This is a genomic window from Asticcacaulis sp. YBE204, from assembly GCF_000495855.1.
Lineage (GTDB): Bacteria > Pseudomonadota > Alphaproteobacteria > Caulobacterales > Caulobacteraceae > Asticcacaulis.
Genome location: NZ_AWGF01000003.1, coordinates 40,511 through 52,946 on the forward strand (window position 1 = coordinate 40,511; position 12,436 = coordinate 52,946).

Genomic DNA, 12,436 nt, shown 5'->3' on the forward strand with positions numbered 1-12,436 from the left:
CTACCGACTCCGGACAAATATGGTGAGGAACTCTTCGTAGTGGTCGATGAAGACCATGCCCGTTCCCCCCAGCCCGACGGCGAAGATGAACAGGCCGAAGAGGACGCTCAAGGGCGATACGGCGAAGAAGACCGGAAAGGCCGGCATGATGCGGCCGACGAATCCGGCGGCGATATTGAACACCAGCCCGAAGACGATGATCGGCGTCGACATCTGCAAGGCCAGCATGAAGGTGTCGGCCACGGTGCGGATCATCAGGCTGCCCGCATCGGCGACCATGACGGGCTTGAGCGGCGGAAAGACCGAATAGGAATCGAGCATGGCGGCGATGAACATATGGTGCAGGTTGGTGGCGTAGATCAGGACGAGTCCCAGCATGGACAGAAAGGTGGCCAGACTGGCGCTGGGCTGCGCCTGGGCCGGATTGGCGGTCTGGGCGAACGACAGGGTCGTTTGCAGCGACAGGATTTCCCCGGCGATGAGCAGGGCCGCGATGAAGGTCCGCATCAGCATCCCCAGCATCAGGCCGATCAGCACCTCGTGGATGACCAGCCCGACCATCGCCCCCAGGGTCGGCGGCAGGGCGGGCATCTGGGTCCGCAAGACCGGGATCAGCATCAGCGTAAAGACCAGAGCGAACGACAGACGGATGCGCGGCGGCACGGCCTGATCGCCCATCCCCGGCAACAGGGTCGCCACCGCCCCCAGCCGCACGAAGATCAGCATGGCCGTGAACACGGTCTGCGACGTCCCGAAGAAGGACGCCACTTCGGTAGCAAAATCGGGCGACGGGGCCGTGGGGATCAAAACTATTCTCCTCCCTGTGCCGAAGGCATGGGGAGGTGGCATTTGAGCGTAGCGAGAATGACGGAGGGGGCGAAGCTTACGGTGTCACCCCCCTCCGTCACGCCTTCGCTAAAGCGCCGGCGCGCCACCTCCCCATCGCTACCGCGACAGGGAGGAGAAACGTTCGCATTATATTTTGTGACACGCGCCATGATCGCCACCTATGCCGCGATTCCCGCGGCGGGCCTACATCCCGGCGATCTTGCCGGCGATCTCTTTCATAAAGCCCGTCAGCAGCGCCCCCATCAGCGGCAGAACCAGCAGCAGGGTCACGAAAACGGCGATGATTTTCGGGGCATAGATAAGGGTCTGTTCCTGAATCTGGGTCAGGGCCTGAAACAGGCCGATCACAACCCCGACGACGAGGCCGACGATCAGCACCGGCGCACAGAGCTGAATGGTCAGCCAGATCGCGTCACGCCCTACGCCCAGCACTTCGGTACCCGTCATCGCAAAACACCCTCAACTATCGGCGGCTTTACACCGCACCGTTAGGCATATTTTGCCGACCTCACGGTTAATTTGGCGTTAACCGCGCCGCATCAATTCACCGGCGTCACGCTCAGGGCGACGATATCGTTGGTCTTCATCGGAAGGGTCAGGCGCAATCGCCCCGATCTACCGACCGACAGGGTTGCGTCTGTTTCCGGCACATCGCGCGTCAGCCCGTGCATCTGCGCGATCTGCGCCGGCGACAGGTCTTTCGGTGCCCCCAGATCGATATAGGCCGAATAGGCGTCATTGGCGCGGTAGCCCGTCCGCCGAACCTGAACCCGGTACGTGCCGGGCTTGAGATGTTCAAGCGTCACGTCGATCGGTGCGGAGGGCGCATTCGGCACCAGACGACTGTAGAACGGCTTGTTGCTGACGCTCTGCACCGGTTGGCGGAAGTCCCAGAGGACCGCCGACACCGTCCCGCCCTCACCGGCAGCCCACAGCTGAGGATCGTCGGACGGAATGGCCTTGCCGCGGAGCGCTTTGAGGTACTTGTAGGCGAACCAGGCCGGCTTGCGGATGCCTTCGCGCGTCATCAGGCCGAAGCCGCCGTGGAACGGCGTCGGCGGCGGTCCCGGCTCCTCGAACAGGTCGGTATAGACCCAGTAGCTCATCCCCTGCACCAGACCCTGCGTCCCCTTAAGCTTGCTGAGGATATAGGGCGCGCTGATGTACGAATCGTGGACCAGATCGCGCGGCGTATAGCTGGTGCTCCATTCGGTGAAATAGAGCGGCAGGCCGGGATATTTCGAGGCCTCGATCTCGGCGCGGACCCTGCGCACGTCGCCGATGACGGCGTCAGGGGATGGCGACAGCTTCGTGTCCTGCTTGCCTTCTTCGTCTAGGAAGCCGCCGTCGACGCCATAGGTATGGGTGGTGACGAAATCGACCGCCGCCCCGCTTTTATGGACGTGGTCGAGGAATTCCGGCACCCAGGCTGCGCCCGCCGTCGATGGTCCGCCGACGCGCAGGGCCGGATCGATCGCCTTGATGGTATTGGCCGTCAGGACATAGAGGTCGAAATAGGCCTTCTGGTCGGCTTTTTCCCAGAAACCGTCAAGATTGGGCTCGTTCCAGACCTCATAGAACCAGGTGCGGATTTCCGCCGCCCCGTAGCGCGTCTGAATATGCAGGATGAAGTGGTGGATCAGGTCCTTCCACGCGTCGAATTTCGGGTGCGACGTATTGCTCTGCCACCAGAAAATCTTCTGGTCCGACGTCTTCATCGCCTCCGGCGTAAAGCCAAGCTCGACAAACGGCCTGATGCCTTTGGCCAGCAACTGATCGTAGAGGTAATCGATCTTCGTCCAGTCGTAGACGATCTTGCCGTCCTTTACCGTCACGGTCTTGAGGACATCGTGGAAGATGGCGTGAAAGCGGATATAGCGAAACCCCAGCTCATCGACCGCGGTTTTCAACTGCGCCTGACTGTCGTCGCGGATCAGGGTGCCGGGATAGTCCGAACCGATGGAGAGGTCGAAAAAGCGATCCAGCGGCTGCGTCGCTCTGGACAGGTCCAGCGTCACCTTGCGACGCGGTTCGGCGGCAAAAATCCGACCGGGAATGGCCGCGCCCATCCCGAGAGCCGCCGTCAAAGCGCGGCGCGATATGCTGATCATGATGTCCTGCCCTGATTTGTTTTTTTCAATTGATAACGCTGTCATTGCGCATAAGGCAAGCGGTCAAATGAAAAACAGGGTGTGTTGCAAACCACATATGGGTTTGAGTAAAAATCGTGAGATTTGAGTCAAGTGGCAGGAGGTTAGCGACGCCGGTACATTAGTACCGGCAAGCCCAAGATGGTATTTTGGCGACGCACCAATTGGCCAAAGACCGCGATTTTTAGATCGGCATGCGCAGGATTTCTTGGTAGGCGCTGATCACCTGATCGCGGATGGCGATGACGCTTTCCAAAGACGCTTCGGCCGAGGACACCGCCGTCACGGCGTCGATCAGTTCGGCCTTGCCCTGGGCGTGCATGGCCATCTGGGTTTCGGCGGTCTGGGTCGATTTGTAGGTCTGCTCGATGGCGCCTTGCAGAACCTTGGAAAAGTCCGCACCTGTGCCGGACGCAGCCTTGCCCTCGTCGTTGAGACCGGAAATCTGCTTCTGAACGGCCCCATAGGCGCGGGCGGCGAGTAACGGGTTCATCTATTACCTCTTCAGAATATCGAGGGTCTTCTGTTCCATCGAGCGCGCGGTCTCGATGACGTTCAGATTGGCTTCGTAAGCGCGCTGGGCGTCGCGCATGTCCATGGTTTCGATCAGGCTGTTGACGTTCGGACGCTTGACGTAGCCGTTGGCGTCGGCTGCCGGGTGGCTGGGGTCGTAATCCATCTGAAAGTCGCTCTGGTCCGGTTTGACCGAGGCCAGCTTGACGCCGGTCGCGCCGTCGATCTTCGAGGCTTCGAAGACCGGGATCTGACGGCGGTACGGCGTCGAGCCGGGTGTTTGGCCCGTCGAGTCGGCGTTGGCGATGTTTTCGGCGATGATGCGCATCCGCGCCTGCTGCGCCCTGAGCGCGCTGGCAGCAACCGTCATGGCCGGATTGGTTTCGGGAATCTTGTTAATGGGCATAATCTGTCACTCTGCTTTTTTAACGACCGGGCGGCTTGGCGGCCATGCGCAGCAGGCCGAGCGATTTCTGATAGAAGCCGATGGCGGCCTCGTACTGCATCCGGCTTTCGGCCATCTTGAGCATCTGCTCTTCCAGCACGACCGAATTGCCGTCCATGGTCGTTTCCGAGTCCGGTGTCACCACCGATTTCGGCGCAAACGTCCCCGCCCCTTCGACGTTCATATGTCCTGCACTGGTCAGGCTGAGGCCGAGACCGGTCTGCTCCGCCTCGCCCTTCATCATGCCGGCGAAGTCCATCTGCTTCAGATCGCGCGGCTTGAAGCCCGGCGTCGAGGCATTGGCCACGTTCTGCGCGACCAGCTTCTGACGCTGGGACAGCCAGCCCATCTTGCCCTTGAGCGCGCCGAGAAGGCCGATATCGTCGATACTCATCGCGGGCTCCTTCTGGCTTTGCGCGACTCACCTTAGAGACAGGTGCATCGGCAAATTATGCCCCCTTCTTGGTTAACGAGCCTTTAAGGTTTGCGGCGTAGCTATTTTCTGAGTTTTGTGAGGGGTGGCCCGATGGATTTCTTCCTGAGCCTGTTGCGCGCGGCGTTCGCGCTGGTGCTCGTGATCGGGCTGGTCGTCGGCCTCGCCTACGCGCTGCGCCGCTATGCGCCGCAACTGATGGCGAAGCTTCAGGCCCAACGCGGCGAGCGGCGGATGAACGTGGTGGAAACCCTCGTCCTCGACCCGGCGCGGCGGCTGGTGCTGGTACGCATCGACGACGAGGAACGCCTGCTGTTGCTCGGCGAAGGCCACGAACTGCTGGAGCCGAGACAGTTGCCGAAACCGAAGCCCGCGCCTGTGCCCGCTCAAAGCAAGTCGGTGATCTGAGCATGGACACGGTGCCTTCCGCCAAGCCCTCGAAACGCGCTTACGCCGCTGCTCTGATCGGCGGCATACTCGGCTTTGCCCTGCTGATCTTCCCCGTCGACGTGCTGGCGCAATCGATCAATCTCGATCTGGGGCAAGGCGGCACCCTCACCGCGCGCGTCGTGCAGATGGTCGGCCTGCTGACCGTTCTGTCGCTGGCTCCCTCGATCGTCATCATGACGACCTCATTCATCCGCATCGTAGTCGTGTTGTCGCTGCTCAGGACCGCGCTCGGCCTACAACAGAGCCCGCCCAATGCGGTGCTGATCTCGCTGGCCATGTTCCTGTCGGCCATCGTCATGGCGCCGACCTATCAGGCGGCCTACGATTCCGGTATCCGGCCCCTGATGGATCAGGAAATGGAACTGCCGCAAGCCTTCGATGCGGCGTCGGAACCCGTCAAGACCTTCATGCTGTCGCAGGTGGGTGCCGACGACCTCAACCTGTTCGTGCGCCTGTCCAAGGTCGAAAAGCCCGCCAATAATCTCGACCTGCCGGTGACGGTGATCACGCCCGCCTTCATGATATCCGAGCTGAAACGCGCCTTCGAGATCGGCTTTTTGCTGTTCGTGCCGTTTCTGGTGATCGACCTGGTCGTCGCCTCGGTCCTGATGAGCATGGGGATGATGATGCTGCCGCCGGTGGTGGTGTCGCTACCGTTCAAGCTGATTTTCTGGGTTCTGGTCGACGGCTGGCGGCTGGTCTGCGGCTCGCTGGTCGAAAGCTTCCAGCGCGGCGCTGGCGGGGGGTAATCAAAGGTCGCCGTCGTCGATATGACGCGCGCTGTGCAGGATGCGCAATATCTCAACATCGTCACCGACGCGATAATAGATATTGTAATAGCCGTAGGGTAAGATTCGCGTGCGCGCACTCAGTCCGCCCCTGACCGCACCACGATGGGGCGAATCCGCCAGCGACAAGCACTTTGCTCCAACTCATCCGTAAAACTTAAAGCGCGGCTTTCGCTATCCTCTGCGATATAAAAGGCGATATCTTCAACATCGGCGATGGATTGGACCGAAAACGCGACCTTCATCCGGCTTTGCGCCGCGCCTTATCGGCCAGCTTTTGCCTCAACTCGGCAAAGACCTGCTCGGCGGGAATGAACGGCCCCTCCATGCCCTTCTCGATCTCCGCGCGCAACGCGTCCAGCCGACGTTTCTTCTCGGCCTCGCGGTCTTCGAGCATGCGCAAGCCATCGCGCACGACCTCGCTGGCGTTGTTATAACGCCCCGAAGCCAGCTGATCCTTGATGAACTGTTCGAAATGCGCACCCAGCGCCACGGAGGTCGGCATGCGTGCCTCCACTAACTGTTATTAATAGATAGTAGCACGCCGCCTCGCGGTCGGCAATTGAGAGCGATATGTCAAAAAGTGTGAGCGGTTTTCGACATATCGCGACAAAACAAAAATTTAGATTTTCATTCGATCTAAAACACGCTGGCGGACGCGATCTTCTTGTCGGTCAGGGTCTGATAGGCCGACACCGCCGCGCCGTGCATCACCGCGTAAAACACCCCCGACAGAAGGCCGCCGACGATCAGCTGGATAAGGAAGCCTGGGGTTAGCAGCGCCGACAGGGAGGTTACATCCGGCTGGCTCATCTGCTGGATCGAGGACATGAAATCGCCGCCCGCACCCATGGTGATACCGAATAGGACGCCATAGACGACAATCATCACGATGATCGTGGCGAGGCCAAGCAGCAGATACCCGCCCAGCAAGGTCCAGCCATTGCCCTTGGTCAGTTTGAAGCTACCGAAGATGTCGATCTTTTCTTCGGCATAGCTCTGGATCATGACCAGCGACCAGCGACTGAGGACATACAAAAAGCCTACGAAGGCAGCGACGCCAGCGATGAAGATCAGCAGTCCGCCCAGAAAACCGTTGATCTGCGTGACGAGGCTCAGCAGCCCGACAGATATCCCGACCGCCACGGCGAAAAGGATGTAAAAGCCGATGAAGGCCAGAGTCCACAGGATCGTGGCGAAGATCTGCCGGACTTCGGCGGCGCCCAGTTGCAGATAGGCAAAGCCGCGCGCTTCGGGTTGAAGCTGACTGCGGAAGACGGCGCACTGGATGACGGCGGCCACCGTCAGGCCGATGACGATGCTGAGGATGAGCGCAGGCGCCATAGCGCCGATCTGACCGAACACGGCCATCGGATCGCTCGGCGGCGACTGTTCATAGCCTTGCAGGGTAGCCAGAGCCGAACCGGCCAGAACAATGGTAATCACATTGGTCACCAGACTGACCACCAGAGCGACCGCGCCCCAGGTTAGAACGGCGACGGGATTTTTCCGGATGATCGCGAGGCCCGCGAACGCAAAATCGATCGATAACTTCATGTGCCCCCTCCTTGGCATGCCGGGCCGAAGACGGTCCCGATGGGTAAAGCCTAGCGTAAAGCACCTGCCGCGACAAGCGCATCGCGGCAGGGAATACGGAGGAAGAACGTCTTGTGCTTCCTCCGCCAGTTGCGGATTAGTCCGCCTTTTTCAGGTCGATGAACGGCGTCGCCGAACCGGTGACCTGAGGCAGCTTGCCGTCCCACTTCTCGATCGCACGCAGTTGTACGACCTGCGGGCTCGACGCGATCGACTGAGCCAGCAGACGGTTGGCCTCAGCCTGACCGCGGGCTTCTTCGATCTTGGCGTCGGCCTGGGCCTTGGCGACCGCCACCTGCGCCTGAGCCGCCGACGCATCGGCATCGGCCTTGGTCTTGGCCTGGATCGAGTCGAGGATCACCTGCGGATAACGGATGGTGCCGATCCAGTCGAGCTGGCTGACATTGACGCCCTGCGGCTCCCATTTGCGGTTGACGCGGGCCAGGGCCTTCTGGATCACCTGCTGGCGGCCGCCGCGATAGAGGAACTCGACGCTGACCAGTTCGGTTTCCGCCGCAATGGCCGAACGCACGTCATTGCGGATCGGACCTTCGAACATCTGATCGAAGGTCAGGCGATAGCGCTTGTACAGCGCCGGGGCCTTGGCCTGATCGATGCGCATGACCAGCTGCACGTCGGCCGTCATCGGCAGGGCGTTGTTGTCCGAGAAGGTGACCTCCTCGTTTTCCGGCCCGCGTTCATCCTTTTCGCGCGTATAGGTATAGGTGCGCTGGATCACCGGGAACTCGGCGATGCGCTCGCCCGGCAGATTGATGTGCCAGCCCGACGGCAGCGGCGTCGGATCGACCCCGGCGCTGGGGCCCAGGGTGCGGATCTTGACCCCGACATTACCGGGCTGGATCGTCTGACCGCAGCTGGCCAGACCGAACAGGCCGAGCAGCGCGACGGCGCCGAGCGGGACAAGGAACTTCCAGCGCGTGGGGATCGACACCTTGGGGCGAAGGGTATTCATGTTCATATGGGTTTCCGCGGCGTGATTGCGCGGCCTTTCAGAGGTTAAGGTGGAAAAAACGCAAGGGGTCGCGCGCGTTCCAAATGGAACGTCAAAACGGTCTCAGTTTCGGGGGCTTGATCGCGAGTAAAGCAAATATGGGCTGTGGCCGAGTTTTCGACTACCGGACGGTCTGACAGAGATTTGGTAAACACCCTGACTCTTCGCCTTGATTTTGAGGCCGCGCGTCTAAACTTGCGGCGATGCTTTTTAACTGACGATCATATTCCTTCACTTGGTTCAAATTCTCCAAACCTTGGAGAATGAAGATATAATACATGGCCACATATCCGCCTTAAAGCGAAACCGGACAATGATCACGCGGATGTGATCCCTAACCATAGAGACAACCGTTTGCATGGGTTTTGCCATCCCCCACGTCGCGCCTTAATTCCGCCGCCTTGTTTTCGACTCATCCGATCCACACACCAACTGAGGATTCTCCGACATGAACACCCCGTTTGTCCGCCGCGCCGTCCTGACCGGTTTTACGGGACTGGCCGTCCTGGGGGTAGCTGCCTTGGGCCTGACCGCCTGCGGCCAGTCGGGCAGCACCGGCAAGGTCAGCGTTGGGGAAATCACGGCGGGTAAGGCCGATGCCCCGGTCACCGTGGTCGAATACGCCTCGGTCGCCTGCCCCATCTGCGCCGAGGTCAATGAAACCATCACCCCGGCCCTGATGACAAAATATGTCGAGACCGGCAAGGTGCGCTACGTCTATCGTCCGATGATGACCGGCAATGCCGCCGTGGCCGCCGCCGGACACATGCTGGCCAATTGCGTGGCCAAGGACAAGGCCCTGACCGTGGTCGACGCCATCATGCGCGCCCAGCGTGAGATGGATCAGGGCGGCGCGCCGGAACAATACGCCAATGCCCGCCCGGTTCTACTGCGCATCGCTCAGTCGACGGGGATGAACGAGACGCAGTTCAACGCCTGCGTCACCGATCCGACAGGCCTCAACGCACTCAACGACCTCAATCAGGACGCGCTCAATGCGGGGGTTACCGGCACGCCGACCTTCATGGTCAACGGCAAGATCGTCCAGATCACGCGCAACGACGCCAGCGAACTCGAAGCCGCCATCGAGCCTTTATTGAAGAAGTAGGCTTAGGCCTTCTTCGGCGCGGGTGCCGCCGCCGGGGCTTGCGCCTGTTGCGCGGGCGCGGGCAGAGCGGCGGGCGTCTTGCCCTGCTCGCGGAACTTCTGCTTCATCGAGGCGACCCAGCCCGTGAAGCTGTCGGTCTGCGCCGCCGCCATGGCGAAGTCCGAGGCCCTCAGCGGGCCGTTATCGAGTCCGGCCAGCGCCACCCGCATAGCGTCGCCGTTCTGCGCCGTCTCGGCGAACTTGCCGAAACGCTGCGACAGGCGGTCGAGCGATTTCTGATCGGAGGCCAGGCTATAGGCCACCCCCGCACGGATCAGGTTGGCCTCTTCGGCGAGGCTCAGATTGCCGTCCTTTTTCCAGCGCTCGCCCAGACGTTTCTCCAGCAGCGCCCCGGCCTTGACCCAATCCTTTTGCCGCCAGTAGATGTCGGCGCGCACGTCGAGCGCTTCGGGCGACATGTCGGTCCCCAGCACCTCAAGTGCATTGTCGGTACGGTTCAGATCGTTCAGCGCTCGCGCCTCCAGCACCCGCCGCTCGGCCATGACCGCTTTCGGCAGCAAGGTCGTGCGCGTCTTCCAGATCGCTTGCAAGGCCTTTTCCGGCTGACGGTTCATCAGGTGGATAGCGGCCAGATCGGCGGCGACCTGCGACTTGGCTACGCCCTGAAGGCGGTTTTCGACCTGATAGTCGAGCAGGTCGGCGGCCTGTGACAGCAGATCGACCTCGACCAGACGCCGCGCCATGCGCCGCACCATCAGGTCGCCGTCGGCGCCCACCGGCGTCAGGTCGCGGAAGTCGTTGAACAGGCCCAGCGCCTCGACCGGTTGCAGGCCGTCGGCCATGCCGTCGAGGAACAGGCTGCGGAAGGCGGCATTGAGCTTCTGGTTGATCTCCATCGCTTCGGGGCGATTGAAGAACGACATGCCGCCGCTTTTCAGCACCTCCAGCGCCTCGCGATAGCGGCCCTGGTTGAGGTAAATGTCACCGACTGTGCGGATCAGTTGCAGCTCGGTATCGTCGCCGCGCCAACGGAAACGCAGGCTGTTCATGATGGCGAGCGTCTCGTCGGGCTTGGCTTCACCCAATTCCAGTTTCAGCCGCGCGGCGTTCAGTTGCGCGGGCGTATTGAGGCGGTCCGAGGTCGATTTGGCGATGGCCGCATAGACGCGCATGGCCCGGCGCTTGTCGCCCTGAGCCTCGATGATCTGGGCCTGCACCAGTTGCGCCTCCAGCCGGTCGAGCGGCTGAACGTCCTGCGTCACCGCGTAACCGATGATCTGCGCCGCGCTGGCGATGTCCTTGGTCGCCAAGGCCGCCTGCGCATTGGCCGTGGCGAAGCGCGTGCGCCACACCGGCGGGAAGCCGTCCAGCGCCGGAGCGCCCGCCGCGAAGGCCTTGCGCGCCTCCTCATAGTGGCCGGTCTTTTGCGCGATATAGCCGCGCCACAGATTGGCGGCGGGATCGCTGATCAGGGCCGTCGAGTCGAGATCAGACTGCGCATCGGTCAGGCGGCCGGACATGACCTTGGCCACGACGCGCAGGCCGCGCATCTGCGGGTCGCCCAAGGATCGCGGATTGGTCTTGCCCAGCAGATCGAGGACGCCCTGCGCCTCGAAATTCATGCCCTGGCCCACCAGAAAGCGCGCCAGATCGAGCCGCGCGGTATAGGGCCCTTCGGCGCCCAGCCCCTGCTCGTCGGCGGCGCTGATCTGAAGGGCATTGTATTTCTTGAGAAAGCCCTCTTCCGGCAATTCGCCCCACGAGGCGTCCGGCGCGGTCGGAAACAGGGCGGCGCGGTAACCGGTCTGAAGGGTGCGCGCCTCGGTACCGTTGTCGTCGGACGACATGAGCAGCCCGCCCGGACGCGTCACCGCCACGCGGTCGCCGTCGAGCGTCACCGTCACATCCGGAGCCATGCGCTCGATCATCACGCCCTGCGCGGTCGAGCCGATCGAGGCCTGAACCGTCGAGCGATCGTCGCGGACGGCCTTGACCGGCCCCGGCGCGGTCACCACGGCGATGCGGTCGCCGACCATCGGATCGCGAATCCACGCCACCTTGCGCGCCCCGGCGAGGTTCAGCGTCAGGGTCGCCGCGCCCGACGTATCGTCGCGCTTGACGGCCACTTCGGACAGCGGCGCATCGAGCGCCTTGCCACCGACGCGGACGCGCCACAGCGCGCCTTCGGTATCGACCGACAGGCTGCCGCCGGCGGGGGCGATCAGGCGCAGGGCCGTGAAGCCGTCATTGCGCGCCCAGTTGGCCTGTTCGATCACGACGCCGTCTTTCAGGGTCGGCGGCAGGCGGAAATCGACCTCCTTGTCGAAGACCATCCACACAGCCTCGCCGCGCCGGAACACTGCGGCCCCGGTCACATCGGGGAAAGGGAAATCGATCTGAACCCCGTCTTCGAGCTTGACGTGCTTGAGCGCCACGACGGGGTAATTCGCCTTGGCGGGCGCCTGTTCGGAGACCGATGAAGAACTGCTGGACGACGCGGTTTCGCCCGCCCTTTGCATGATCAACCGGGCCGCATCGCCCTCGACGTCTTTGGTTTCGATCTGGACATAGACCGCGCCGTCCGAGCGCCCGAAGCGCGCCTTGGCCCCTTCGGCGAGGGTCATGACGATCTCGCTGGCGCGGCTGTCCTGACGGAGCGCGACCGCCGTCACGCCCATCGGCGGATTGGCGCGGAAATCGCCGATATCAGGCGTCTTTTGCCCCGGCAGACGGATGACCACCAGTTCTTCCTTTTTGGGGCCTTTTTCGCTGCGCACCGAAGCGCGCGACCCGACGCTGCCGTAGATTTCCAGTCGTCCCATCGAGGCGTTGCGCCCGACGCGGAAATCGATCTCGGACTTGGGGGCGATGATGCCTGAGGCTATTTCGGTCACGGCAGGCGCCGAGACGGCCAGCCCAGCGGCAGCGGCCCCCGACAGGACGGCGATAGCGGCCGTGGATCTGATGGCTTTCACTGACCAGCCTTGCGTCTCGCGCGCATCCTCGCGCCAGCGCGCCTGCGTTTCCGCATTCAACGCCGCTTTCAGACGGGACAGGTCGGTGGGTGGACGGGTCATGACGCCTGAATCCTT

The 12,436-nt window shown here is 62.2% G+C and carries 14 protein-coding genes; 3 read left to right on the plus strand and 11 right to left on the minus strand.

What is annotated here, in order from left to right:
- From fliR to flgB, 6 genes are all read right to left on the minus strand, one after another.
- Positions 1-726 (minus strand): flagellar biosynthetic protein FliR, encoded by a 726-nt coding sequence (gene fliR / locus AEYBE204_RS26190; protein WP_052019313.1) that lies wholly within the window; start codon positions 724-726, stop codon positions 1-3.
- 306 nt (positions 727-1,032) lie between these two features.
- Positions 1,033-1,296 carry a flagellar biosynthesis protein FliQ gene (gene fliQ, locus AEYBE204_RS26195; RefSeq protein WP_023461398.1) on the minus strand — a complete coding sequence of 88 codons (264 nt, stop codon included), beginning with the start codon at positions 1,294-1,296 and terminating at the stop codon, positions 1,033-1,035.
- Between the two features lie 92 nt (positions 1,297-1,388).
- Entirely contained in the window at positions 1,389-2,960 is a 1,572-nt protein-coding gene (locus tag AEYBE204_RS26200) for a hypothetical protein (protein ID WP_023461399.1), read from the minus strand.
- A gap of 223 nt (positions 2,961-3,183) precedes the next feature.
- Positions 3,184-3,492, minus strand: coding sequence for a flagellar hook-basal body complex protein FliE (gene fliE / locus AEYBE204_RS26205; RefSeq protein WP_023461400.1), 309 nt, complete (start codon positions 3,490-3,492; stop codon positions 3,184-3,186).
- A 3-nt stretch (positions 3,493-3,495) separates the two neighbouring features.
- Positions 3,496-3,918: a flagellar basal body rod protein FlgC gene (gene flgC, locus AEYBE204_RS26210; RefSeq protein WP_023461401.1), complete on the minus strand. Its 423-nt coding sequence runs from the start codon at positions 3,916-3,918 to the stop codon at positions 3,496-3,498.
- 19 nt (positions 3,919-3,937) lie between these two features.
- The gene (gene flgB, locus AEYBE204_RS26215) at positions 3,938-4,351 is read right to left on the minus strand and encodes a flagellar basal body rod protein FlgB (RefSeq protein WP_023461402.1); all 414 of its coding nucleotides are present in this window, start codon (positions 4,349-4,351) and stop codon (positions 3,938-3,940) included.
- 132 nt (positions 4,352-4,483) lie between these two features.
- On the opposite strand from flgB, the gene AEYBE204_RS26220 reads away from it, so the two are divergent.
- The gene (locus tag AEYBE204_RS26220) at positions 4,484-4,798 is read left to right on the plus strand and encodes a flagellar biosynthetic protein FliO (RefSeq protein ID WP_023461403.1); all 315 of its coding nucleotides are present in this window, start codon (positions 4,484-4,486) and stop codon (positions 4,796-4,798) included.
- A gap of 2 nt (positions 4,799-4,800) precedes the next feature.
- Positions 4,801-5,589 carry a flagellar type III secretion system pore protein FliP gene (fliP, locus tag AEYBE204_RS26225; RefSeq protein WP_023461404.1) on the plus strand — a complete coding sequence of 263 codons (789 nt, stop codon included), beginning with the start codon at positions 4,801-4,803 and terminating at the stop codon, positions 5,587-5,589.
- Here the strand turns inward: fliP and AEYBE204_RS39860 are convergent, their stop codons facing one another.
- The 4 genes from AEYBE204_RS39860 to AEYBE204_RS26240 all read right to left on the minus strand — a co-directional run bounded on the left by AEYBE204_RS39860 (position 5,590) and on the right by AEYBE204_RS26240 (position 8,203).
- Positions 5,590-5,757, minus strand: a complete 168-nt coding sequence (locus AEYBE204_RS39860) for a type II toxin-antitoxin system RelE/ParE family toxin (protein ID WP_023461405.1) — start codon at positions 5,755-5,757, stop codon at positions 5,590-5,592. It abuts the gene before it with no gap.
- A 112-nt stretch (positions 5,758-5,869) separates the two neighbouring features.
- Complete coding sequence (locus tag AEYBE204_RS26230; protein ID WP_023461406.1) at positions 5,870-6,133, minus strand: type II toxin-antitoxin system ParD family antitoxin; 264 nt, start codon at positions 6,131-6,133, stop codon at positions 5,870-5,872.
- A 134-nt stretch (positions 6,134-6,267) separates the two neighbouring features.
- Positions 6,268-7,185, minus strand: coding sequence for a hypothetical protein (locus AEYBE204_RS26235; protein WP_023461407.1), 918 nt, complete (start codon positions 7,183-7,185; stop codon positions 6,268-6,270).
- Positions 7,186-7,321: 136 nt separating this feature from the next.
- Entirely contained in the window at positions 7,322-8,203 is an 882-nt protein-coding gene (locus AEYBE204_RS26240) for an SPFH domain-containing protein (RefSeq protein WP_023461408.1), read from the minus strand.
- 481 nt (positions 8,204-8,684) lie between these two features.
- Here AEYBE204_RS26240 and AEYBE204_RS26245 point away from each other — a divergent pair, with 481 nt between their 5' ends.
- A complete protein-coding gene (locus AEYBE204_RS26245) occupies positions 8,685-9,344 on the plus strand; it encodes a thioredoxin domain-containing protein (RefSeq protein WP_023461409.1) in 660 nt (219 codons plus the stop codon).
- A 2-nt stretch (positions 9,345-9,346) separates the two neighbouring features.
- On the opposite strand, the gene AEYBE204_RS26250 is transcribed toward AEYBE204_RS26245, so the two are convergent.
- Positions 9,347-12,421: a lipopolysaccharide assembly protein LapB gene (locus AEYBE204_RS26250; protein WP_023461410.1), complete on the minus strand. Its 3,075-nt coding sequence runs from the start codon at positions 12,419-12,421 to the stop codon at positions 9,347-9,349.
- Between the last annotated feature and the right edge of the window lie 15 nt (positions 12,422-12,436).